The organism is Bradyrhizobium cenepequi, from assembly GCF_020329485.1.
Lineage (GTDB): Bacteria > Pseudomonadota > Alphaproteobacteria > Rhizobiales > Xanthobacteraceae > Bradyrhizobium > Bradyrhizobium cenepequi.
Map to the genome: position 1 here is coordinate 62,946 of NZ_JAGKJI010000036.1, position 23,125 is coordinate 86,070.

General features: G+C 60.2%; 20 protein-coding genes, 1 tRNA gene and 1 pseudogene. 8 read left to right on the top strand and 14 right to left on the bottom strand.

The genetic code is table 11. The annotated features are described in order from the left end of the window. The first annotated feature begins 1,512 nt into the window (after positions 1–1,512). From J6497_RS29115 to J6497_RS42115, 3 genes are all read left to right on the top strand, one after another. Positions 1,513–2,508: an amidohydrolase family protein gene (locus tag J6497_RS29115; protein ID WP_225707699.1), complete on the top strand. Its 996-nt coding sequence runs from the start codon at positions 1,513–1,515 to the stop codon at positions 2,506–2,508. A gap of 138 nt (positions 2,509–2,646) precedes the next feature. Next, a complete protein-coding gene (locus J6497_RS29120) occupies positions 2,647–4,044 on the top strand; it encodes an MFS transporter (RefSeq protein WP_283845258.1) in 1,398 nt (465 codons plus the stop codon). Next, on the top strand, positions 4,016–4,153 hold the full coding sequence (locus tag J6497_RS42115) for an FAD-dependent monooxygenase (RefSeq protein ID WP_225707701.1): 138 nt from the start codon (positions 4,016–4,018) through the stop codon (positions 4,151–4,153). Before J6497_RS29120 ends, J6497_RS42115 begins: the two co-directional genes overlap by 29 nt. Before the next feature lie 857 nt (positions 4,154–5,010). Here the strand turns inward: J6497_RS42115 and J6497_RS29135 are convergent. The 3 genes from J6497_RS29135 to J6497_RS29145 form a co-directional block, all read right to left on the bottom strand. Beyond that, entirely contained in the window at positions 5,011–5,433 is a 423-nt protein-coding gene (locus J6497_RS29135; RefSeq protein ID WP_225707703.1) for a GFA family protein, read from the bottom strand. Then, positions 5,430–5,933, bottom strand: coding sequence for an SDR family NAD(P)-dependent oxidoreductase (locus tag J6497_RS29140; protein ID WP_225707704.1), 504 nt, complete (start codon positions 5,931–5,933; stop codon positions 5,430–5,432). Before J6497_RS29140 ends, J6497_RS29135 begins: the two co-directional genes overlap by 4 nt. A gap of 981 nt (positions 5,934–6,914) precedes the next feature. Further along, the gene (locus J6497_RS29145) at positions 6,915–7,751 is read right to left on the bottom strand and encodes a LysR family transcriptional regulator (RefSeq protein WP_376708288.1); all 837 of its coding nucleotides are present in this window, start codon (positions 7,749–7,751) and stop codon (positions 6,915–6,917) included. 76 nt (positions 7,752–7,827) lie between these two features. Here J6497_RS29145 and J6497_RS29150 point away from each other — a divergent pair, with 76 nt between their 5' ends. Then, positions 7,828–9,327, top strand: coding sequence for a CoA-acylating methylmalonate-semialdehyde dehydrogenase (locus tag J6497_RS29150; protein WP_225707705.1), 1,500 nt, complete (start codon positions 7,828–7,830; stop codon positions 9,325–9,327). 528 nt (positions 9,328–9,855) lie between these two features. Here J6497_RS29150 and J6497_RS29155 read toward each other — a convergent pair. From J6497_RS29155 to J6497_RS29175, 5 genes and pseudogenes are all read right to left on the bottom strand, one after another. Beyond that, a complete protein-coding gene (locus J6497_RS29155; protein WP_225707706.1) occupies positions 9,856–11,412 on the bottom strand; it encodes an IS630 family transposase in 1,557 nt (518 codons plus the stop codon). A 195-nt stretch (positions 11,413–11,607) separates the two neighbouring features. After that, a pseudogene (locus tag J6497_RS29160) lies at positions 11,608–11,833 on the bottom strand (thiaminase II); the annotation flags it as partial. A gap of 1 nt (position 11,834) precedes the next feature. Then, a complete protein-coding gene (locus tag J6497_RS29165) occupies positions 11,835–12,248 on the bottom strand; it encodes a plasmid partitioning protein RepB C-terminal domain-containing protein (RefSeq protein WP_225707707.1) in 414 nt (137 codons plus the stop codon). Between the two features lie 231 nt (positions 12,249–12,479). Continuing rightward, complete coding sequence (locus tag J6497_RS29170) at positions 12,480–12,800, bottom strand: hypothetical protein (RefSeq protein ID WP_225707708.1); 321 nt, start codon at positions 12,798–12,800, stop codon at positions 12,480–12,482. Next, positions 12,797–13,036: a recombinase family protein gene (locus tag J6497_RS29175; protein WP_312010381.1), complete on the bottom strand. Its 240-nt coding sequence runs from the start codon at positions 13,034–13,036 to the stop codon at positions 12,797–12,799. Before J6497_RS29175 ends, J6497_RS29170 begins: the two co-directional genes overlap by 4 nt. A 395-nt stretch (positions 13,037–13,431) precedes the next feature. Between J6497_RS29175 and J6497_RS29180 the strand changes: the two genes are divergently transcribed. Together J6497_RS29180 and J6497_RS29185 are read left to right on the top strand one after the other, a co-directional pair. Then, positions 13,432–13,998, top strand: coding sequence for a hypothetical protein (locus J6497_RS29180; protein ID WP_225707709.1), 567 nt, complete (start codon positions 13,432–13,434; stop codon positions 13,996–13,998). Between the two features lie 82 nt (positions 13,999–14,080). Continuing rightward, on the top strand, positions 14,081–14,452 hold the full coding sequence (locus J6497_RS29185) for an outer membrane protein (protein WP_225707710.1): 372 nt from the start codon (positions 14,081–14,083) through the stop codon (positions 14,450–14,452). 500 nt (positions 14,453–14,952) lie between these two features. Here the strand turns inward: J6497_RS29185 and tenA are convergent, their stop codons facing one another. Beyond that, positions 14,953–15,627, bottom strand: a complete 675-nt coding sequence (tenA, locus tag J6497_RS29190; protein ID WP_225707711.1) for a thiaminase II — start codon at positions 15,625–15,627, stop codon at positions 14,953–14,955. Positions 15,628–16,545: 918 nt separating this feature from the next. Here tenA and J6497_RS29195 point away from each other — a divergent pair. Together J6497_RS29195 and J6497_RS29200 are read left to right on the top strand one after the other, a co-directional pair. After that, positions 16,546–17,814 (top strand): site-specific integrase, encoded by a 1,269-nt coding sequence (locus J6497_RS29195; RefSeq protein ID WP_225707712.1) that lies wholly within the window; start codon positions 16,546–16,548, stop codon positions 17,812–17,814. Then, positions 17,757–18,068 (top strand): hypothetical protein, encoded by a 312-nt coding sequence (locus J6497_RS29200; protein ID WP_225707713.1) that lies wholly within the window; start codon positions 17,757–17,759, stop codon positions 18,066–18,068. Before J6497_RS29195 ends, J6497_RS29200 begins: the two co-directional genes overlap by 58 nt. Positions 18,069–18,461: 393 nt before the next feature. Here the strand turns inward: J6497_RS29200 and J6497_RS29205 are convergent. From J6497_RS29205 to J6497_RS29225, 5 genes are all read right to left on the bottom strand, one after another. Next, positions 18,462–18,537 (bottom strand) — tRNA-Lys (locus J6497_RS29205). Positions 18,538–18,709: 172 nt separating this feature from the next. Further along, positions 18,710–19,249 (bottom strand): Spy/CpxP family protein refolding chaperone, encoded by a 540-nt coding sequence (locus J6497_RS29210; RefSeq protein ID WP_225707714.1) that lies wholly within the window; start codon positions 19,247–19,249, stop codon positions 18,710–18,712. Positions 19,250–19,362: 113 nt separating this feature from the next. Further along, positions 19,363–20,688 (bottom strand): TRAP transporter large permease, encoded by a 1,326-nt coding sequence (locus J6497_RS29215; protein WP_225707715.1) that lies wholly within the window; start codon positions 20,686–20,688, stop codon positions 19,363–19,365. Further along, entirely contained in the window at positions 20,685–21,260 is a 576-nt protein-coding gene (locus tag J6497_RS29220) for a TRAP transporter small permease (RefSeq protein ID WP_225707740.1), read from the bottom strand. The genes J6497_RS29215 and J6497_RS29220 overlap by 4 nt, the downstream gene beginning before the upstream one ends. A gap of 218 nt (positions 21,261–21,478) precedes the next feature. Beyond that, positions 21,479–22,480 (bottom strand): TRAP transporter substrate-binding protein, encoded by a 1,002-nt coding sequence (locus J6497_RS29225; RefSeq protein ID WP_225707716.1) that lies wholly within the window; start codon positions 22,478–22,480, stop codon positions 21,479–21,481. Positions 22,481–23,125 lie beyond the last annotated feature (645 nt).

A 23,125-nucleotide genomic window follows, 5' to 3' on the forward strand; every position in this document is an offset into this window, starting at 1 on the left:
GATTGCGGCCGATCGACAACAAATTCGGCAGACTAGCGGCTCGCAATTGAACGCGGTGAAGTTGCGGTCGCCTGATAGATTGAGCTGTTAACAGCGCGAATGATAGAACGTTCTTGCTCCGGCAAGGTGCTCATCAAATGTCACGCAAAGAACAGATGGTCGTGGATGCCTTGCTCGATGTAGCCGAGCTGAATCGTCTCGCAAATCGAGTACTGCGCCTGACGTTGACCGAGTCAGCTACCGCGTCTCGATTGAGCCCGGGCAAGAGGCCTCGGTGCCGAGCGCAGCCGGCTTTCGACGCCGGAATGCTAATCGGTAACATATGCCTCGGGTGACCGCTTCCCGATCGATGCGCGCGCTCGTATGCGCTCAATTTGGTGACCGCTCGAGTACATCTGGGAATTCTGTGTGCCAAAGCTTGCAATTTCGGCGATATCAGAACTCATGTTGTTTTCTAGAACAAGGAATGAGGCTCATCGACCTTTGATTCCCAGCCAAGTGGCCAGCGGACAACAAAAGCATGGCCGGCAAGAGGCGGCAACATCAGCCGGCTTCGAGTTCGGACTCCAGATCCGACAGAAACGCCTCCACTAGTGGGGCTCAACCATGCTGTCGTCGACCTCCTGGGAAAACCGCGCTCTATCGGCTTGAGGAGATTTCATCTGCGGTGAGCATAAGCTCGCGCATCTAAGCCGCTCCATTGCACTTGAAACCAAGATCCTTCGATCCGAAACACTCTCGTAGTGCTGCCGCGAGCAGATGGTGGTGAAGGGAATCGTGAGGAGCCAACATGTATCGCCATTTCGGGCCGGGGGCCGTCATGATCGAAGCGGGCATTGGCGGATTGTCTGCCGCTGGAGCGGTTTCTTCCTATCTTAAGGAAATCCTCGTTCTTGAGCGCGACTCGCTTTCGCCCTTAGCTATTTCGCGCGCAGGCGCTCCTCAGGGTTGGTATCCGCATCTTCTGTTCGCCGGCGGACTGCAGGCGTGCGGGGAGATATTTCCTAGATTCCACAGGAATCTCGCGAATGGCGGCGCCATTTCCGTCAACGGTTTCCGAGGTATTCGCTACGAACGAAGGGCGAGCGGTGCTCTACAGCAACGCAATTGTGGCGAGGCGATCCTCTGTGCCTCACGGCCGCTGATCGAGCACGCGCGGCGGCATCATGTCGCCAAAATCGCTAACGTCACGCTGCCATCGCAACACCACAGGATAGAAATCGTGCCGACCGCCGGCCGTCGGTCAGGAACGAGAGCAGTGCAAGGCGAGCTGCCGCTGTCGAAGCAGATCTCGTGGTCGACGCGCCCAGTCGTGGCGCGCCGACGCTCGCACTGCTCAGCGCGCTCGGTTGGGAACCGCCGCTCGAGACCGTTTTCTGCGCCGATATTGGCCACACTCCCCGCTTGTTCGATCTGTGGGCACGCCGTTGAACGGACAAATCCTAGTCACATGCGACAAGCCGCCACTGAGTTGCTCCGGTGAGCGCAGCGAAAGAGGAAAGAGAGGCAGTCATGAAGGGTAAGATCGCGCTTGAGGAACACTTCGCAACGGAAGATACGGTCGCCGACTCTCGGGGGTTCTTTGCTGAGAGCGTCTGGCCGGAGTTGCGTGGCCGGCTGATCGACATCCACGACAACCGCCTGTGCCAGATGGATCGCCACGGCGTCGAGATGATGATTCTGTCGCTCAATGCCCCAGCGATCCAGGCCATCCCAGATAGTGCGCTCGCCTACGACATAGCGCGTCGGGCAAATGATTTTCTGGCGGAGCAAGTCGGCCGGCGTCCCACTCGCTTTCAGGCGCTCGCCGCGTTGCCAATGCAGGATCCAGAGCTGGCCGCCACCGAGCTCACGCGCTGCATCAATGAGCTTGGGTTCAAAGGCGGCCTAGTGAACGGCTTCTCGCAGGTTGGAGACGCAGAGACCATGGTCTACTATGACCTGCCGCACTATTGGCCGTTCTGGGCGGTGGTAGAGAGACTCGACGCGCCGTTTTACTTGCACCCGCGCAATCCGCTACCCAGCCAGGCCAAGATCTATGAAGGACACGACTGGCTGCTCGGGCCGACCTGGGCGTTCGGACAGGAGACTGCAGTCCATGCGCTACGACTGATGGGCAGCGGCCTCTTCGACAGCTATCCGCGCCTCGCGATCATTCTGGGGCATTTAGGCGAGGGACTGCCCTTCAGCATGTGGCGCGTTGACAACCGCTGCAGCTGGATCGGAAAGGGCCGCCCAGGTCATGCGGCAAAGAAGCCTATCTCCGAATATTTTCGCACCAACTTTCATCTCACCACATCTGGCAATTTCCGCACCCAGGCCTTGCTCAACGCAATCCTGGAGATCGGCGCCGATCGCATCATGTTCTCGACCGACTGGCCATTCGAAAATGTCAGCGACGCGGCCAATTGGTTTGATGCCGCGGACATCAGTGAAGCGGATCGCCTCAAAATCGGGCGCACCAATGCGGCGAAGTTGTTTCGTCTGGGGCAAGTTAGCGCGCGCTAGGAAAGCACGTTCACGGCTCACTCGTGGGTCGCCCGAAGCCCCGCCTCCTGGCCGCTGCGACTTCACCTCTGAAGGACACTGGGGCGGAGATCTATCATGGAACAACGCCGTATCACGCTGGCATCGGCTATCGATCGAATGCCACCTGCCTACCTGATCCGCATCGTTGGCGTGTGCTTTCTGATCGTCCTGATGGACGGCTTCGACACTCAGGCGATCGGCTTTGCCGCGGTAGCGATTTCCTCTTCGCTTGCCATTCCGATTACGGCCTTTGGGCAGGTCTTCTCCGCGGGTTTGTTGGGAGCGATGCTGGGAGCGCTCGTGCTCGGACCGGCGGCCGATTGCTTTGGGCGACGTTGGATGCTCGTCGCTGCAGTCGTCATGTTCTCGATATTCTCGCTGCTGACGCCAAGCGCGTCGAGCTTTCCTTCGTTGCTGGTTATTCGCTTCTGCGCGGGACTAGGCCTCGGCGGCGCCATCCCCAACTTGCTGGCCCTCTCCTCGGAGTATGTTCCTCCACGCACCCAAGGCCTGTTGACTGGCGTGCTCTGGGCTGCGTTCCCGCTCGGTGGCGTTACGGGTGCGGTGGCCAGTGCACATTTGCTTCCGCTGTTCGGTTGGCCAGTTCTCTTCTACATCGGCGGAATCACTCCTCTGATATTGTCGGTCGCCGTCGCCGGGGCGCTGCCGGAATCACTGCAGTTCCTGTTGCGGCGACCGGACGGCCAACAAAGAGTCAAAGAGGCCCTCGACCGGATCGGCCTCGAATCGGCACCGGGCGAGGTCGTCTACGTGGACACCGAGGAACGTCATAGCGGAGTCTCGTTCCGGCACTTGCTCTCCGGCGGGCGCGCGACAGCGACCCTGTTGCTGTGGACAGCGTCGTTCATGTGCTTCGCGCTCCTCATTGTGCTTGTGCTCTGGACACCCGCACTGCTGCGGAAGGCCGGCGTGGATGCAACGGCGGCAGCAATGATCGTCGGAATGGTCAATCTGGGTAGCGTCGCCGGGACCGCGGTCGGCGGGCGTCTTATCGATCGCTTCACTGCTTACGTCGCGCTGCCGATCCTATTCGTAGCAGGCAGTCTTGCGGTATGGCCGCTTGGTCAGGTCACTGGAGCGGTGACACTTCTTGGGCTGTTCGCAGCATTATCGGGTTTTTTCGTGGGCGCCGCCAGCGCCGGACTGCTGAGCGTCGCGGTGCTGATCTATCCCAGCATGATACGAGCAACGGGCCTCGGATGGACGATGGCCCTCGGCCGATTGGGCCAAGTGACCGGGCCGCTCCTGATTGGCGCATTGCTTGCGAGCGGGCTTGCTGTCGATCGCATTTTTCTCTGCTGCGTCGTCCCGGCGCTATGCGCGGCAGGCGCGGCCGGCCTGATGCGATGGAGCGCGCTCCGCACAGCCCTCTCACACGATCGCGACGTACCTGCAGCCGGTCACACAGCATCTGTGCGGTCCGGTGCGGCTCAAGCCCGGAGCGCGGCAACTGAAACGGGGACACATGAAGAGCAGAGATACTGGGCACTATGATTTTGTTGTCGTCGGCGCAGCGCCCGCTGGACTCACCCTTGCGATTGATTTGGACGGCCGGGGCGTTCGGTGCCTGATCGTGGAGCGCAATCCGATGAGGCCGCCCTAGCCAACATGGACCGCTCCAATTCACGGATGCTGGAATTCTATCGCCGCATTGGAATCGTCGATCACGTGCGCACTGAATATTTTACATCGATAAGAAGACTTATGTGGTCGGTATCTGGATTTTTGCTGGAGTTTGTTGGAGCCGCAAAAGCGGCCGAACTGAAATTCGAAGGAATGGCTGATGCGCAGAATACCATCGGCGATCTGCCAGTGCCCTGCCTGCGTCGGACCTCGCCGATAGGGATACTCTCGGGCTTGGGGCTGACGGGCGGCTCACCCAGAGCAAACTCGGCACGAAGCTTGGGCTTTAGCAATCACCGTACCCTGGAAGCAGCAAGGCCGCTCTCACCCTGCAGTTTTCCGCCAACGATCGTCGGCGAGCCACCGTCGTGTCGGACCTGTTGAAGCCCATCGAGTCCTGTCATTTCCCTAATTTCTCCTGATCTTGCGGCTCAAATAGACCCTCTACCTCCCCCACAACTTCACCTCGCTCATGACTTCCCTGCGCACCAACAATGTACATGCTCGATTGCTCCATAGGAGCGTTAATTCCGGCGTATTGCTCCGTGGCTACCCTTTACGGGCGCTTGGCCAGCTGAGCATCGTGATCCATCTCACGATTTACGAAGTTAATGTACGCGTGCGTTTTGCAGGACACTGCTTGGTCTGCCGTTCAGCGATCCAGCGCGATCGTAAGTTAAATTGGTGATAGCCCAGCCCGCATCAGTACTCCGCATCGGATTACCCAACGCGTTGTAATTTTGAACCGTCGTGCCAAGTATCGGGACGGGTCATCACCGCTTTACCGAAGTCACCAGCGCGTGCGACTTATGCATCGCGGTGGGCGAACGATCCACCCTACTCCGGCAACAACTCTCCCGACCCACCGAACTCGGCCGGAAAATCCTTCAATTTCGGCAGGCCGTCCCGGATCGGCAGCATCGTTTCGGCGTAGTTGATATGAAGGGCTGGCTTGAACGCGAGTGTCGGAAGTGTCGTGGCGAATACGTTCACTAGACCTAGCGTCGGAACGGCGATCATCAGTTGCCCGCCGCAGCGCCCGCAGAACATGCGCTGGCTTCGCTCGGTTTTCTCGAACTTCCGGATGTGCTCCGCGCCAGAGGCGATCGTCACGACTTCCGCCTTCCAGACGGTAAAGGCGACGACGGGGCCGGTGGACCATGACCGGCAGGTTGCGCAATGACAATACCCCATGGCCTCTGGCGCCCCCGTGACCCGCAGTTCAACCGCTCCGCAAAGGCAGTGCCCTACATGATTCATTTAATGACCTCGTCAGATGTCTGGTGTTGATCGGATGGGCAGCCGCACTCCTTCATCGCAGGGACGAAGGCGTGAATCAGGCGAACAGAGGCCAGCGTGTTCTGATGATAGTCCGCAACCCATTCATGGAGCGGCGCGTCGAACCACGGGGAATGCACCTCATGCGTGGGATTGCCGACATTGTCGACGAGGATGTCGACACCGTCGAGCGCCGCCTTCACACCCTCTGCGTTGTTGAGCAAAATGTCGATCGCGCCATCCGCCAACGCCCGCGCGCAGACGGCATCCGCGCCTTCGTCCGTAGACAGGTCGCCGAACGCCCGGTCGACTTTGGCGCCCGTTGCGGCGATTGCGTCAGCCACTGGCGAAACAAGGGCTTCATTCTGGCTGTGGACGACCGCCGCCGCGCCTTCTTGTGCCAGAAATTTTACGATCGCCTCGCCGAGTCCGGAAGACGAACCAGTCATCAGCGCGCGCCTCCCAACACGATTCAGATCCACGAGCGGCTCTCCTTTGCGAGAGGAGATATGCCGGATAGATCGATCCGATAAGATTGACAAACCGGCATAAGCCGTGCCGAAGGCTGGGACAATGCACCAGACGGGACTGATCGAATTGGAAGCCGCGATCGCGGTGACGAGGCGCCGCACCTTCCGAGCCACGGCGGAGCCGCACACCTCGGCCGGCGAGAAGATTATGAATCGGTGTGGGGTCCAAGCGCCGATCGGCACCCTAAGTGCTTGATCAACTTCGTATAGACGGGGTCAATATTGTGCGCCGATTAACACTCCCGAGACCTTGATGACGGACATCAATGTGCGTGGGGTTCATCGCACGATCGATCTAGGCGACTGCGCAACGAGCGTGCTGTGGCCGAGGAGACTTTCGAGGCGCTTCAGTCGTTCTCCTTGCCGACGGTCGGCGGCAATCACGATCAGTGGATCGTCGAGCTCTCCCGCGATCAATTGTCTCCCGCCGGACGGTACGCCCACGACGCTCTAAAGCTGAAGCAGCGACGGACTCTCCACGAATTACCTTCGCGTCTGATATTCGACGACGGCATTCTGGCTTGCCACGGCACTCCAGACGACGATTGCACCCGCCTTTTGGAAGAGTTTCTGGATGACGGAAAGCCGGTGCCTGCCCGTCGCCACGTCCTTGAATCGCACCTGGAGGGCGGCGCGGACTCCCGCGTTGTCCTCTGCGGTCACAGCCACCGACAGAGCTTCGTTAGCCGGTCCCGCCCGTCATCTTATCTTGAATCCTGGCAGCGTCGGATGCCCGGTCTTCGCCGACATCGCTTCGGCCCCGGCACTCGAACACCGCTCTCCTCACGCCGGGTACGCCGTGCTCACGAAACGCGACAGGAATTGGCAGGTCGAACTGATCGCGCAGGAGTACGATTGGGAAGCCGCAGCGCAGCGCGCCATGCTGACTGGACGTCCCGATTGGGCCAGAGCCTCACGACCGGAGCGGTCAGGTCACTTCGCCACAAAGGTAGGTTTCGCCGACTTGACGGATTCCGCGATGAACCGATGAACCTCGACGACCCGCCGTGTCCCGTGAGTGTCGGGATGCGACGTGAGCCAGTAGCTGCGAATAAAACGCACGTCGGGAAGCTGGCGCTTCAGTTCGGGATAGCGTCGGGCGACGTAGTCGTGAAGTATCCCGACCCCGTGCCCGTTCCGGACGGCCTCCATCTGCGCGACGACACTTCCGCATTCATATCGGCGCGACATCAGCCGTCCCAAGGCGGACGCGTAGCCCAGCGCCCGGCTGTAAACGAAGTCTTCGACGTGGGTGACGAACAGTCGGCCGGCGAGATCCTCCTGGGTCCTTATCTTGCCTTCGCGCGCCAGATAATTTTCTGCCGCGTAGACGCTTAGCGTGTAATCGGTCAGCTTCGATAGGATCAGCCGTCCCTGCTTGGGCCGGTCGAGCGTGATTGCGACATCGGCTTCGCGCCTGGACAGGGAGAACGTTCTCGGAAGGGGAACGAGTTGAATGACGAGCGCAGGGTGCCCGGCCGCCAATGCACCCAAGCGGTCCGCCAAAAAGTAACTGCCGAGCCCATCCGGTGCCCCCACCCGCACCGTTCCAGCTATCGTCTCAGTCGCTCCGGCGATGTCGGAGCCGACTTTCAGGAATTCGCTCTCGGCGCGCTCCGCCGCGACAAGCAACGCCTCGCCCGCCGGCGTTAACGTGCAGCCCGACGTGTGGCGCTCGACGAGTCGGGCGTTCACGCTGCGCTCCAGAGCTGTGAGTTGGCGGGCGACGGTCGCGTGGTTTAACCGCAAGCTCTTCGATGCCTTCAGAATCGCAAATTATGCCGTTGATGCGCATTTTTATGCGCTTCATATCGAAGGCGATCAAGCCATTCATTGAGGGGAAGCCATGCCCAAGACGATCTCCAACTTCATCGACGGGGAAGTCGCGTCTAGCAAGAGCTCGCGCTCGTCACCGATTTACAATCCCGCGACCGGCGAGCAATCGGGAACGCTCGGGTTCTCTTCGGCGGAAGAGGTACGCTCCGCGGTTGCCGCTGCCCAAAAGGCGTTTCCGGCCTGGGCGAACACTCCGCCGCTGCGCCGCGCCCGCATCCTCAACCGCTTCCTCCGGATCATCGAGGATCGCATCGACGAGCTCGCCGAGGTAATCACGGCCGAACACGGCAAGGTCTTGTCGGACGCGAAAGGCGAAATCCAGCGCGGCATGGAGGTCGTGGAATTCGCGACGGGCGCTCCACAACTCCTTAAGGGAGAGGTCACGGAGAACGTCGGCACGCGAGTCGACAGCCACTCGCTGCGGCAACCGCTCGGCGTCATCGCCGGCATTACTCCATTCAATTTCCCCGCGATGGTCCCAATGTGGATGTTTCCGGTCGCGCTCGCCTGCGGCAACACCTTCGTGCTCAAGCCGTCGGAACGCGATCCATCGGCGGCGCTGGTCCTCGCGCAGTGGCTCAAGGAAGCAGGTCTGCCGGACGGCGTCTTCAACGTCGTTCACGGCGACAAGGAAGCGGTCGACGCCATCCTGCACGATCCGGACGTAGTCGCGATAAGCTTCGTTGGCTCGACGCCGATTGCCCGCTACATCTATCAAACCGCCACAAGCAACGGTAAGCGTTGCCAGGCGCTCGGCGGCGCGAAGAACCACATGATCGTCATGCCGGACGCCGACATGGATCAGGCCGTCGACGCTCTGATGGGCGCCGCCTACGGCTCCGCCGGCGAGCGGTGCATGGCCATCTCCGTCGCCGTGCCGATCGGCAACACGACGGCCGATCGGCTCATCGAAAAGCTGGCTCCCAAGGTGCGAGCGCTAAACATCGGACCGGGCACCGACCCCGACGCCGAGATGGGTCCCCTGGTCACAAAACAGCACCTCGAAAAGGTCCGCAACTACATCGACACCGGAGCCGACGAGGGAGCGCAACTGGTGGTCGACGGCCGCGACTTCCGACGACAAGGCTACGAACGAGGATACTTCATTGGCGGCACTTTGTTCGACCGCGTGACTACCGGCATGAAGATCTACCGAGAAGAGATCTTCGGTCCCGTACTCGCGGTGGCCCGCGCGAATTCCTACGACGAGGCGGCCGAGATGGTCAACTCGCACGAGTTCGGCAACGGTACCGCCATATTCACGCGGGACGGAGATGCCGCGCGAGAATTCGCTCACAAGATTCAAGTCGGTATGGTCGGCATCAACGTTCCGATCCCAGTACCGATGGCATTTCATTCGTTCGGCGGCTGGAAGGCCTCTCTCTTCGGCGACCACCAAATGCACGGACCGGAAGGTGTTCGATTCTACACGAAGTTGAAAACGATCACCACGCGGTGGCCCACCGGCATACGCGCCGGCGCGGAGTTTGTGATGCCAACGATGGACTAAATGCTAAAGACTAATCGCGGACCCTGGCGATATCCGTCAAACGGAACGCGCACTCCGCCGTCGATGGACGGTGGGTTCGAGTCAGTGGTGCGCTACATCGCGAAACCCACTATTTTAGAGGCCCTGTTCTCTTATTGGCGCGCAGTTTAACCCGTCCGGCTGCACCTTCATAGCATGACTAAAACCGCCACTTGTACGAATCCCGTACGCCATTCCTGCGGTTAGTGGAAGCGTTCCTCGTTTGACAGCCCAGACGCGGCCCTCCGAAGGCAAGATCACACGTTCGAATCGCGTCGGACGCCGCATCACTTTCTATGGCAAACGATCTTTTCCCAAGAATCGATTGGCGTGTAGATGCGAGCGCGAGGCCCTACTTAAGCCGGGAACATGGACTTTTCTTTCATCGGTCCGATTCCGGCCAGGAGCACAATCCTACGGTCCGCTCTCATCCGCCAACAATGCATGGCGCACGGCGCTACCGCATCAAAACCGGTTCACGCGGCAAGGGTGCGAGGCGCAACATGAGCATCAACCTAGACGCGGGTCTTTGCAGTTGTTCGCCGGGGAGAATTCCGCAGCCACCCGCTCCTTCCGCCAGATCTTGTTGCCGGCTCTGCGTGGACTAATTCTGAAATGCTCGTTCCTCTCTTCAAAGTATCGGTCGATTGCCGCCTTCACTTCATCCGGTGACTGGTAGTTGCTGTTGTGAATGATGGCACGGGCCATGCCACTGAACACGGATTCGATGACATTCAGGAACTGCGCCCGCGCGGGCAACGACGCGATCACGACCGTGGGCCCGACTATTCGGCTGTTGTGATCCTCCACGATTCTGTTGAGCTCCTTCGAGATGTGCCAGGAGGCCGCATCCCAGGAGAGATAAATGCATTTTCGGTCCTGATATTTCTCGAGAAGCAGCTTCATCATGCGGATCATTTCCGCTGTGTTCTTCTTCTCGCTATAGAAGTGAGTGATTTGATTAGAGGAGAGCTCGATAGCCGCCGTCAGGGTGACCGTGCCGCGCGACTTCTGCCATTGCTGCACGAGCGGCCATTCGCCGGGCGCCGTAAGTGATTTTCCCGGCTGATGCTTGACGGCAAACGGCCCGAACTCGTCGATGGAGAAAAACGCTTCGTCGGCAGCGAGGTTGCTCAATATCGACTTTATCCGGTCAAGCTTCTGCGCGAACTCCGGGTCGTTTGAAGTCAATACGATGCGGGCCTTTCGCCACCGGTATCCCGACGATTTTATGATCTCACGGACAATGTCCTCGCTGGCGGGCTGTCCCCTTTGCGCAAGGACGCGGCTGAGATCAGCGACCTTCCATGTGGTGCGGTTGATGCCGAATTCGCCCGGCGGCCTGTGCAGGGTGTCGAATAGGAGCTTCCTAAGTTCCTCATTGTCCACTTTTCGCGTCGGACTTCGCCGTCGCGCGAACAGGGCATCGACACCACCTTCCGCATAGACGCGAAGACATCGGCGCCAAGTCGCGGGGCTCAGCCCAATCAACCGGCATAGCCAACTCTGTTGGAGGCCGAGCCAATGCGTCAGGAGCACCATCGCTCGCCTGCGGTCGAGGACCCGCACGCTCAGCAAATGTTCAGTGACGATCCGAAGATCGGCTTCGTCGATAGCAGGGGACAGCTTCCCTTTCCAGCGCGCGGGCAGCTCTCCTACTGGTTCGGCCGGGAGCGCGGCAAACTCACCCATGCTATCCATTGGATTGGCCACGCAGCATCGTGAAAGGATACTCGTGATGGTCGAGGGTGCCGGGATTTTTTCTGTCCCGTGTCTGCGAAGCTCGCCTGCAATCCGACGGCCACCCCAGAGCGGGTGGCTCAAGCGGACCGACAGTATTTCCTCCTCGATCGCTGGTGACGTTTTCGACGGGCTGCGCCGCGGCCGGCGTGATAGATCCAGATAGGCGCTTGCGCCCATCGTACGAACACGGGCCAGCAGCTTGTATGCTGTTTTGGGACTTACATCGAACTGGCGGCAAAGAGCACGGATATTTGCACGCGGTGAGCTGGCCAACGCGACAAACTCTTGCCTTGCCTCGACGACCGTTCGGAACGACCAGGGCATCGTTCTTCTCCACCGTTTGACCGCACCGTCCTTCTCGCACCGTCATCGGCTTCAAAGCGGAAGCGCAAAGCGCTCGTCCACTTCGTTCCCGCCCCCTCGGGTGCGTCCGCCTCCTCCGGCGCAACCATACTTGGTTGCGGGAACAGGGTTTGAACCTATGACTTCCATTTGTGAGCCTGACGATTGCCGAAAGGGTTATTCAACACGCTGGCCGGCGCGCCAGCCCATCTCCCAGAAGTGAAGTCTACCTCGAGTCGGGTGGCTTGAAGATCGCAATCAGCTCTGCCTCGCGGGGCGGCGTGGCGTAGAGATCGGCGAGATGCTCCAGGTGCGCCCGCGCTTTCGCCGCGACCTCCCGGTACGGCGTGCCGGCGTACTCGGCGATCCAAACGCGATAGGAGTTCGTCGCAGCGTCCGCGACATCAAGGATGAGCGGACCTCGCCCGATCGGCATCCTTTGTCGCGGAAAGCAGCGCCTTCGCATACGAAGACGAATAGTTAGAGGCGGACACCATCAATTGGCATGCCTCGACCTGACGGACAGCTTTCATCTTGCGAAGAACATTGAATGTAACGGGATTGACAACTTTGTCCCGCAAAAGTCCGACCGCCTCCTCGCAGATACCATGAAGCAGCTTACGCCGTCGCCGGATATGCTCAATGTTGACGCCCAGTGCTTTTGCCAATTTTTCTTCGGAGACGCCGCGCTCGATTGCTCGCACAATCATGAAATGCTCCTGAACGAGTGCAAGACGATTGACGCGCTTGTTGTACGTGAAGGCCTCGTCCTCTTTGGCCAGCAGGCACTCGGCTTCGGTTTGGCCTCTTTCACGCATGATCGTCCACCGCAGAAGCCCGTCAAGCAGCAGATATCGGCCACGCCGATCGGGCTTCCGATACACAACCAAGGGCTCTACGAGCCCAATCTCTTCGAGCGACTCTGCGATACACCGATATCTTGGCGACTGCTTCACGATGTCCGTCACCTGCCCGAGGGGTAGCAAAGATGACAGCGGAAGGAGCACGAGATTAGGTTCGAACGCACAGCTGACAGGACCTTGAGACATCTATGCGTCCAACCGAGAAAACGACAACCGGCGCAGGATCGACAGAGGTATTTTGTCTAGCTTTTCCTTGCGCAGCAGCGTGGCGAACATTCGCTCCTCTAACAGTGTTCTCAACGCATTCACGATAAACACGAGCCGAGCATGAGTAAGTTCGGCCTGGCTCGCTATTACTTGCTGACGCTCCGTTTCCTGCTGGTAGGCGCGAACCAGGGTCTTTGGATTGATCTCGCCTTCGCGCCGGGCGGCTACTAGACTGCGGTGTCGCTGCTCGACGAGTTTTCGCATTTTTGCTATCTGCTTGCTCGTGTGCCGCTCATTCACGTACGCCTCCAGCAGGGCGCCCTGCGCCTTCGGGCTCTATCGATACTTAGGCCGCTCCATCCCTCATCTTCGTACGTCCGAACGATCCTAAAGCCCCTGATGATCGCATAGGCCGCGATGACCTCTGCCTGATTCAGAGTGGAATACTTCTGGTTATCGGTGGACATACGTAGGTATTGCGCGGCGCGCGAGCCGCGACCTACGGCATCAGGATTCGTTGGTACTTCCTGCTGCACGATCAAGCCCGAAGAGCGACTGGACCAATATGATGATGATCCTCAGTGTGATTATTTACGGAAACGAATCGAATCGAAGCTAACCTGTTTCAAATCTGCACAATGCGGTTCGATGTTGGACCAACATCGGCCCAACTGGTCTTTTGCGCGCCGTGACAGAGAAGGGTAGACGCAACGAATGGAGGACAGATTGACCCAGCGGCCTAGCGCCACGGGAACGCCGCAGATTCAGGCAGGTTTGTTGCGGGCGTTCATATATCGGCACGTATTCTCGGCCTGACCCCAACCAATGACCTGGGGATGATCGTTCCCAAATGCTGCTCATGGCACGGCTCGGTCTTGCGAGTAGACGAAGAAGGAACATACCATGGCGAAAGCAACTGGGGGCTGTGTAGATGTTCTCTTACACGACGCGAAAGGCGCGCCTTTTTGTAGTGTGCCTTGGGTTCGCCGCTCTGTTCTACGGCACGGCAAATGCCGAACCATCATCAGCGGACCTAGTCCTGCAAAAGATAGCGGCCCTGGAGGCTCGCGTAGCCGCCATAGAGGTCGAGAACCGCGCGTACAAACGTGAAGCGGAGAAGGCACGGTCGCAAGCCAAGGTCGTGGTGGAGAAGCCTAGAAACTACAATCCCGTGCCAGCCAACGTCGCCTCGGCCTTGGCATACAAGGTAACCGAGACCGTTCGTCCAGTTGCCGGTTGGACCGGAGCCTATTGGGGAGCTTCCGCGGGCCGCGCGGCAACTAGGTCGAGCGTCGTATCAGCCCAACGGGACACGCAGGCTATCTCTGGAAATCCATTCCCATTTACGATTAGTGGCCTTGACACTGTGGGCAACTCCTCAGCCAACAACGGCGGGGGACTGATCGACTTATTTGCTGGCTGGAACGTTCAGGTCTCCAGGGTCGTTCTAGGCGCGCAGCTTGAGGCAACGGCTTCCCAGCTCAATTTCCGGGCCTAAGGCCTACACATACTTCAACGCCGCAGGTACGACCGGACAGACGGCATTGGGCGATTTTAGGCCACAGGTTGCGGCTCAGTGGATGACGTCCGCGCTCTTGCGCGCGGGTGCTCTGTTAGATGACCGGACACTGATTTATGGCATTGGCGGTTGGACCGGCGCTGAGTTCGAGGCTCGGAACGTCACTGACAATCCGTTCTATCAGCCGGTTGAGAGCTTCTGGGTGAATGGTTGGACTGCCGGTGGCGGCATCGAACGCAAATTAGATTCCAACTGGAGCGTCAGGGCGGAATATCGCTACACCGATTTCGGAACGTCTAGAACAAGCGACCATTTCTCCTTTACAGGCGCGCCACCTCAGGTCACGCAAACAAGCGACCGCCAGACCCAATATAGCCAGTCAATGCAATCGGGTCGTATCGGGTTCGCTTACGCCTTCAATCCACTGCAATAGCGGTGCCGGCGCAAACGAACACCGCGACGGGCACCAGCTCTTACCCGTTTGAGCTGGGCCCATTGCGGCAGCAATATTCGTCGTTTCGCTACATCCGAATCCGCTCCGGCAGGCCATTAGGCGAAACGTCCCTCGCCTGCTTCGCGAGCTCGGGCTCGGCCTTGTCGCTCTAATCGTTCTCGACCCGTAGCGGCCACCCGCTCGGTTTCGATAATTGGACGTTATCGTCAGTTAGCATCACGAGTTAGCGAGCACGAAGGTGATAAACCGCAGGTCGGGTGAAAGCGACCTATGTCGCGAAAAATCGAACGGGCGCTCGTTTTCGGCACCGCTTTCGTACTGCGGGCGCGGATACGCTAGCGGCGCAACTCCACTCGGTTTCGCGACCGTGTGATTTGCATGACGCCCTCGTCAGATTCCGTTCGGTTCAGATCTGCAAATCGCGGATAGCATTTGAACCTATGACCTTCAGGTTATGAGGCTGACGATTGCCGAAATGGTTACACGACACGCTGGCCGGCGCGCCAGCCCATCTCCCAGAAGTCGGCCTCCAGTCGGGTGGCTTCCTTGAAGATCGCAATCAGCTCTACCTCGCGGGCCGGCGTGGCGTAGAGATCGGCAAGATGCTCCAGGTGCGCCCGCGCTTTCGCCGCGACCTCCTGGTATGGCGCGCCAGCGTACTCGGCGATCCAAACGCGATAGGGGTTCGTCGCAGCGACCGCACCGGGTCGCGCGGTGAGCCGCGTTGCGATCTCCGCGTAGCCGATCACGCAGGGGGCAAGCGCCGCCTTGAGTGCCAGCAGATCGCCGCGCATTCCTGCGTCGAGCACGTAGCGTGTATAGGCCAGCATCTCCACCGCCGGAGGGGTTTGCTCGAGGTCGCTCGGGGACAGACCCCAACCGGCGCAGAGCTTCACATGTAGGTTCATTTCGACGTCAAGGATGGCCGCTAGGCCGGCCGCCCCTTCACGCATGTCGGCAAGCTTGGGCGACTTGTAGACCGAGAGCGCGTAGGCGCGGGCAAATTCGGTGAGGAACAGGTAATCCTGGGCGAGGTAGTGACGAAACGCCGCTTCGGGGAGCGAGCCGTCTGCCAACCCATTTGTGAAGGGATGCTCGGTGTAGGCTCGCCACTCGGCGGATGCTTCTGTCTTTAAACGCTCGAAGAAACTCACGATTTTTTCGCCTGGCTTGCTTTCTCTTGTACGTTTTTGGCTTGCTTCCGATAGCGCGTTGCAAGCCGGCTGGACGTTGACCTTGACAGGCCGCCGCGATCAGCCGGCACGATGACGCACGGAATTCGCTTGCCGTCGCTCGTCGGCACCGTTGGGATTGACTTGCGTTCTCACGTTATCACTAACAGCAGGCACACCCCCTAAGTCCAAGATTCGATTGCGGACGAACCGCGCCAGTTTCGCACCAGAAACAACCCGCGCGACGTGAAATGAACGCAGCCAGTTTTCTGCAAAATCGCAGGAAAATCAACAAAGCCGACACGCTATTCTGCCGCTCGTAACGGTCTGGTTGCGGGTTCGCATAGCGGTGGCGCGCGAATGTGCGACGTGACAGCGCCTCTTGCATCCCATTTGTACTCCAAATTAGCCGAATTCCCTACGTCTGGTGCGTGCGCTTTTCACCATCGTTCTTGTCTGCTCCCATGTTCCATCGACTTCGATCAAAGGAGGGAGAGGTGACGCGGCGTTGCGGGCTTATGCATTTGCGCCTACCAGATAGTTCACAGAGGATGGCGCCGCCCTATTCCTCGACCGAGGTTGCGATGGCGATAGGCGTCTCACTGGACACTTTCTATCGCACGCGCCAGATCCGGCACGAGCGCGATGGCTTGCCAGCGCCCATCAGCGAACGCGGCCCGCTTAAATGGGAACGTACTGGCTTCGACGCTTGGCTGACTCGGCATCATCCCATACGCCCGAAGACAATCGCTAATGACGCATTTGCGTCACCGCCAGCAGCAAGCGACAAAGAACATCGCGAGCGCCTGCGGACGGCTTATGGGCATCATGGCGCTTGACATCCCGGACGGTGCTAGATTCCAATGGGTGCCTTCCTCTACTTCGGCACCGAGGCTCTCTATGGCCGATCCCCGATTCCCCTATGTGAAATGGCGCGGCGGCCGGCCGCGCGCCGTGCATGGACCGCGCCAGCGCGCGCTCGGCTTCGTCGACGCCGATCTGCGCCATCCGCCGTTGGACGACAAAGGCCGGCCGGTCGGCCGATGGTTCACGATCGAGGAAGCCGCGGCGTTCTCCGACAAGCGGGTTGCGGAAGTCGCGGCCGCGCGCGCCGCGGGACAGACCAAGCCAAAGCCGGAGCGGAAACGAGAGACGGTCGACCATCTGCTCGACGACTGGACCAGCTCCGACGAATTCAAGACCAATGCGCTGGCAACGCAGCGTTCCTATCACAAGGCCGTGCAGGCAATCCTCTATAAGCCGATGAGGCGGGAGCAGGCCGCCGAATTCCGCAAGAAAGAGCGCGCGGCAAAAGTGCTTGGCGTGCTACCGCCTGTGCGCGAGCGCGAGACCATCGCCGACGTCACGCCGTCGTCGCTGGGGCGGCCTGAGCTGCGTGCCTTCTTCAACTACGTGAAAGCCGAACGCGGCCACCACATGGCGATCAGTGTGATCGCCGCACTGTCGGCAGCCCTAACATGGGGCCAGGAGAGCATACATTGGCGGCTTGGGCCCAATCCTCGCATCGGCATGGAGTTCGATCATCCCGACGGACGTGTGGTGCTGGTGACGATGCCGGAATTTTCTGCCTGGGTCGCGGCTTCCGACGAGATCACGCGGCATTCAATCGGCGACAGTTTCTATCTCGCGCTGTTCACCGGTCAGCGGCAGACCGACCGGATCGCGATGCGGGATGAGAGCAAAGTCGAAGGGCGTCATGCGTTTCGCCAGAGCAAGACCGGCGAGCTCGTCGACATCAAGGAAGCGCCGCAGCTCACGGCCCGACTCAATGCCGCCCGCGCTCGCGCGAAAGAGATCAAGCTGCGCCTACAGCTCGATGTGGTGCCGCCCGAATTCGTCATCAACGAGGACAACGGCCAGCCCTATGACGAGAATGCGTATCGGCATTGGGTGATGACAACGCGCACGCTCGCTGCGTTCGGCTTCCTCGATCGAGACACCCCGCAAGCCGCCATCGCTCGCGCCGAGCGGCTTGCCGACGCACTCACAGCCGCTCTGCCAGTGGTGTTCAAGCCGTATCCGATCGAGGAAGCCCAGGACAAGGCGATGCGCGCGCGGATGGTCGACGGGCGCAACCGCGCGCTTGCCGAATGGATGGCCCCCAGGCGAGTCGCGACGGCAATGGCGATGAATCAGCCTGGCGGCTGAAACCATGTCCGTCGCTGTTCTTCATCAATGGATCCGGCGAGCTCGACCGCAAGCACGACCAGGATTTGCGCGACACCTGCGTCATGCTGCTCGATCGCGGCGGCTGCGATCTGCTCACGATCTGCGACATCACCGGCCACAGCTACAAGAGCGCGCAGACCATCGTGAAGCACTACCGCGCCCGCAATGCGGCCCGCGCCGATGCCGGCATTGACCGCCTGGTGCTGCAGGTCCGGAAAGAAGGAATGGCGTGAGGCGGCGGCAGCCGATGCTAGACGATCCCGCGTAGAAATCCTCGCGGCGCCGGTGACCGCGAAGCCGACTTCGTCGATCGCCTTCTGCGGCGCCTGCAGCGCTTCCGTACGCGGCCCGGCACCAAGGAAACTGGCGTGTGTGTACTGGCGAAGCCGGCGCGCAAGCTCGAGCATCTCCTGGTCAATCATCGAGATCCGTGCGGCCCCGCCTCCTGGTGCTTCGAAGGCGATAGTCCTGGGCGCATCTTTTGCTCATGCCCAATGAGAACACATAGAGAACCATTGTCAACGGTCGCACGCCGTGCGACCAGGACCACAAAAAGCGGTCGCACAATCGCGCTTTGTTCTATCGGCCGGAATTAAAAAAACCACTGCCTAGCAGTGGCTTAAGCGTGGTGGGCGCACCAGGGCTCGAACCTGGGACCCGCTGATTAAGAGTCAGCTGCTCTACCAACTGAGCTATGCGCCCGGAACAGGTCCGAAAACCTCGTCGCGAGGGCCGTCGTTTAGCAAAGCGACCCTGCGATGTCCAGCAAGATGGATGAGGTTTTCCCGTGCTTTGGCCGGGTACCCGGGAAGGCGAAAAGCCGCCGGATTCCGGCGGCTTTTCCGATGGTTAGGCCGATTGCCGGTTGCCGGGCTCAGAGCTGGCCAGAGCCGTCACGGTCACCGCTATCGTCGCGGTCATGGCCACGCTCGAAGCGGTGGTGGCGCCAGCCCCCGCCGCCGAAGTGGCGGTCCATGCGGGTCAGGACGGTGAGCCGGCGCTTCTGGTTGTCGTCGAGCGTCTTGTAGAGCGGATCGGCGGCATCGGCGATCTTCTTCAGCGCGGCGGAGCTGGCCGCCATGTTATCGGCGCGCTCGCGGAGCCGGGCGACCAAGTCCTCCGGCTTTTGCTGCGCGTCGGAGCTCTTCGTCGCCTCCATCCGGGCGTTGGCTCGGTCGATCCGGAGCTTGGCGAAATCGCGCACCGCGGCCTCGACCGGCGGCCACAGTTTCTCCTGGTCGGCGTTCAGCTTCAGCCCGGCATGAACGGCGGCAATCCGTGCATCGAGGAAGGCCGCGCGATCCTCCGGGTTCATCCGCATCGGGCCATGCATCCAATGGCGATGCTGGGCATAGGCGACGGTCGAGCCGGCGATGGTGAGCGCCGCGACGCTGGCGAGTAGAACTTTCTTCATACGAACCTCCTTTGGAGCCTGCCTGAAGATGAGACCGCCCTGCCCGCGCCGCAACTTACAGTTTGGACAGGGAACATTCCCTCACCAAGTTGTAATGTCCCCTGGTTAAGGCCTCACAACATACCGAGGGCGCGCGGCAGCCACAGCGAGACCTCGGGAATGTAGGTGACGATCCCAAGGAAGATCAGCATGGTCAAAAGCCAAGGCCACACCGCGATCGTCAGTTCCGTGATACCCATCTTGGCGATGCCGGAAGCGACGTAGAGGTTGAGGCCGACAGGCGGATGGCACATGCCGACCTCCATGTTGACCACCATCAGGATGCCCAAATGCACCGGATGGATCCCGAGCTTGACCGCCACCGGAAACAGGATCGGCGCCATGATCAGCACGATCGAGGAAGGCTCCATGAAGTTGCCGGCGAGCAACAGCAGCACATTGACGATGATCAGGAAGATGATCCAGTCGACGCCGACGGAGGTAATCCAGGCCGCGATCTGCTGCGGGATGTTTTCGTTCGCCATGAGGAACGAGAACAGCACCGCATTGGTGATGATGTAGAGGATCATCGCGCTCATATTGGCCGAGCCGAGCAGCACCTTCGGCACGTCCTTCAGCGACATGTCGCGATAGACGAACACCGCAATGACGAAGGCATAGACTGCACTGACGGCGGCCGCCTCCGTCGGCGTGAACCATCCGGCATAAATGCCGCCGAGCACGATCAGGATCAGCAGCAAGCCCCAGACGCATTTGCGGAACGCATCAAAACGCTCGGCCCAGCTCGCGCGCGGCAGGCGCGGATAGTCGTTGCGCCAGGCGCGGTAAAACGTGGTCGCGCCGAGCAGCGCCGCCAGCATCAGCCCGGGGATCACGCCGGCGATGAACATTTGGCCGACGGACGCCGATGATACCCGGTGGCCGGCAGGATCCAGCGCGATACTGCCGCCGGTTGCCACGCAATAGATCACCATGACGATCGACGGCGGGATCAGGATGCCGAGCCCGCCGGATGTGGTGATGACACCGGCCCCGAAGCGCTTTGGAAAGCCCTGGTTCACCATTGCCGGCAACATGATCGATCCGATCGCGATCACTGTTGCGGGCGATGACCCCGACACCGCGGCAAACAGCGCACAGGCCATCACGCCGGCGAGCCCCAGTCCGCCATGCCAATGGCCGATCATCGAAGTGGCAAAGTTGATCATGCGGCGAGCGACGCCGCCATGGGTCAGGAAATTGCCGGCGAGGATGAAGAACGGGATCGCCATGATCTCGAAATTGTCGATGCCGGTGAACAATTTCAGCGCCACCGATTCCGTCGGCACCTGCGTCATCGTGAAGATGAAGGTGAGCACGGTCAAACCGAGCGCGATCGAGATCGGCATGCCCGTCAGCATCAGGGCGATCAGCAGCCCGAAGATGATGAGGCTCGTCATCGCGTCACCTCGCCGGCGCCGATCGCGGGCGCATCGACCTCGACACCCTCGACGCGGGCATGGTCATGATGCGGTAGTTCACCGGTACGGAAATAGGCCCAGGCGACCTGCAGGAAGCGGAAGCACATCAAATAGGAGCCGAGCGGGATGCAGAGATAGACGAACCAGCTCGGTATCTCGAGGTCAGGCGAGACTTGATCGGTCTGCATCAGGCCATAGACGAATTTCGCGCCCATGGTGCCGATCACGGCGGTGAAGAAGGCGCCGCAGAAGAGGCCGAACAGCACCACGACGTTGCGCCACGGCGATCTCAACTGGTTGACCACGACATCGACGCCGACATGGATGCCGGTGCGCACGCCATAGGCCGCGCCGAACTTCGCCACCCACACGAACATGTAGATGCACAGTTCCTGCGCCCAGGACAGGTTGATCGGAAACAGGATCGGATAAAGAAAGGGAACGCCGATCAGATAGCGGTGGCAGACGGCCACGAAGATGATGAGAGTCGCGGCCGCCATCAGCGTCGCGATCAATGTCTCCTCCAACCGGTCGAGGATGCGGAGCAGTATCAATGTTCCCCCAAGGAGTTTCGCTCGCGGCTCCTTCTCACCGTTCTTACGGGGAGAGGGCGGGGTGAGGGGCTGTCTCCGCGAACTCGGCTAGGAATGAGTTCGCGGAAGCAGCCCCTCACCCTGAATTCAAGCGCAGCTTGAATTCCGGCCTCTCCCCGCACGCGGGGAGAGGCGATCCGAGTTCGCTTCACGATCGACGCAAAATCATCACGTGATCAGTTCGTCGCGCCCTTGGTTTCTTTCAGGAACTCGTCGATCAAGCCCTGGCCGACGCGCTTGGCGACGTCCTTGTAAACCGGATCCATCGCCTTGCGCATCGCGGCGTCCTGCTCCGGCGTCAGCGTGATGATCTCGCTCTTGCCGGTCTTCTTGATCTCGGCGAGCGCGTCGTCGTTTTCCTTCTGCGACTGCCCGTTGCCATAGGCGGTGGCTTCCTTCATCGCCTTTTCGCAATTGGCCCGGATGTCGGCCGGCAGACCTTCCCAGAACTTCTTGTTCACGACCACGATGTAGCCGATATAGCCGTGATTGGTGTTGGTGATGTATTTCTGCACCTCGTGCATCTTCTGGGTGTAGATGTTCGACCAAGTGTTCTCCTGGCCGTCGACCACGCCGGTCTGCAGCGCCTGGTAGACTTCGGAGAACGCCATCACCTGCGGGATCGCGCCGAGGTTTCGGAATTGCGCCTCCAGCACCTTCGACGACTGGATGCGGAACTTCAGACCCTTGTAATCCTCCGGCGCGATGAGCTTCTTGTTGGCGCTCATCTGCTTGAAGCCGTTGTCCCAGTAAGCGAGGCCGATCATGCCCTTTGGCTCGAGCAATTTCAGAAGCTTGGTGCCGAGCGGACCGTCGGTGACCTTGCGCAGCGTGGCGATGTCGGGAAGAATGTAGGGCAGATCGAACACCTCGAATTCCTTGACCCCGATCGGTCCAAATTTCGAGTTCGAGGGCGCCAGCATCTGCACCGCGCCGAGCTGCAGCGCCTCCAGCTCTTCCTTGTCCTTGTAGAGCTGCGAGTTCGGGTAGACCTCAACCTTCACCTTGCCGTTGGTGTACTTTTCGGCCAGTTCCTTGAACTTCTCGGCCGCCTGCCCCTTCGGCGTGTTGGTCGCCACGACGTGGCTGAACTTGATGACGATCGGATCGTCCGCGGCCGCCGGCCCGGCAAAAGCAATTGCCGCGACCGATGCCGCAACCAACATCAACTTACGCATGTTTCCTCCCGCGTGATTGCAGGGCGCGCGAACGACCCGCGCGCCCGAGTTTTTGTATGCCAGCCGAACCAATACAGAGAAGCCAACCAAATTGCCATTGCCCGTTAGCAGGGGCCGACAATGAGGGCGCATGCTGCGCCGCAAAAAGTGCGACGTTCTGTCCGGACAGCTCACGATTGACCATCGTGCTGTCGCATCCTGCTCTGCTGTCGTCCCGTCGAAAGACGGGTCCCATAACCGCGGGTAGTTGTTGTGGCGCGGTCCGTAGGTCCGTAGTCCGTAGGATGGGTAGAGCGCAGCGAAACCCATCGGCCTCGGAGCAAGCCTCGCGTATGATGGGTTTCGCTGCGCTCTACCCATCCTACGTCTGATTCAAACAGCACGGAGGATGTGAGTCCGCATTCTCGCGACGTTGTTCGCCCGAGCTGTGTGTTCTTTCCACCCTCCTCGAAAGACAGAGGGCGCAGGGAAAGCCGGGTGCCGGTTGCACCCGTGGGCCCCGTGCAACAAAAAGCACGGGGGTAGGACCACAGGTCAACCGGAGCAACACCGGCTTTCCCTGCGCAGTGGTTTACGGCTTACTTCGTGCTCTTCCCGGTGACCGGGCTTTCTTGCCACCGTCATCCGCGGCAGCTCTTGCTGCTC

Excerpts from the sequence above, each read along its gene's own strand:
- J6497_RS29200 (WP_225707713.1), top strand. The coding sequence starts at position 17,757 with ATGGATGGCCCCCAGGCGAGTCGCGACGGCAATGGCGATGAATCAGCC.
- J6497_RS29150 (WP_225707705.1), top strand. The coding sequence starts at position 7,828 with ATGCCCAAGACGATCTCCAACTTCATCGACGGGGAAGTCGCGTCTAGC.
- J6497_RS29155 (WP_225707706.1), bottom strand. The coding sequence starts at position 11,412 with ATGCCCTGGTCGTTCCGAACGGTCGTCGAGGCAAGGCAAGAGTTTGTC.
- J6497_RS29215 (WP_225707715.1), bottom strand. The coding sequence starts at position 20,688 with ATGACGAGCCTCATCATCTTCGGGCTGCTGATCGCCCTGATGCTGACG.
- J6497_RS29135 (WP_225707703.1), bottom strand. The coding sequence starts at position 5,433 with ATGAATCATGTAGGGCACTGCCTTTGCGGAGCGGTTGAACTGCGGGTC.
- J6497_RS29165 (WP_225707707.1), bottom strand. The coding sequence starts at position 12,248 with ATGCGTGAAAGAGGCCAAACCGAAGCCGAGTGCCTGCTGGCCAAAGAG.
- J6497_RS29120 (WP_283845258.1), top strand. The coding sequence starts at position 2,647 with ATGCCACCTGCCTACCTGATCCGCATCGTTGGCGTGTGCTTTCTGATC.
- J6497_RS29195 (WP_225707712.1), top strand. The coding sequence starts at position 16,546 with ATGGCCGATCCCCGATTCCCCTATGTGAAATGGCGCGGCGGCCGGCCG.
- J6497_RS29225 (WP_225707716.1), bottom strand. The coding sequence starts at position 22,480 with ATGCGTAAGTTGATGTTGGTTGCGGCATCGGTCGCGGCAATTGCTTTT.
- J6497_RS29180 (WP_225707709.1), top strand. The coding sequence starts at position 13,432 with ATGTTCTCTTACACGACGCGAAAGGCGCGCCTTTTTGTAGTGTGCCTT.
- J6497_RS42115 (WP_225707701.1), top strand. The coding sequence starts at position 4,016 with ATGAAGAGCAGAGATACTGGGCACTATGATTTTGTTGTCGTCGGCGCA.
- J6497_RS29185 (WP_225707710.1), top strand. The coding sequence starts at position 14,081 with ATGACGTCCGCGCTCTTGCGCGCGGGTGCTCTGTTAGATGACCGGACA.
- J6497_RS29115 (WP_225707699.1), top strand. The coding sequence starts at position 1,513 with ATGAAGGGTAAGATCGCGCTTGAGGAACACTTCGCAACGGAAGATACG.
- J6497_RS29210 (WP_225707714.1), bottom strand. The coding sequence starts at position 19,249 with ATGAAGAAAGTTCTACTCGCCAGCGTCGCGGCGCTCACCATCGCCGGC.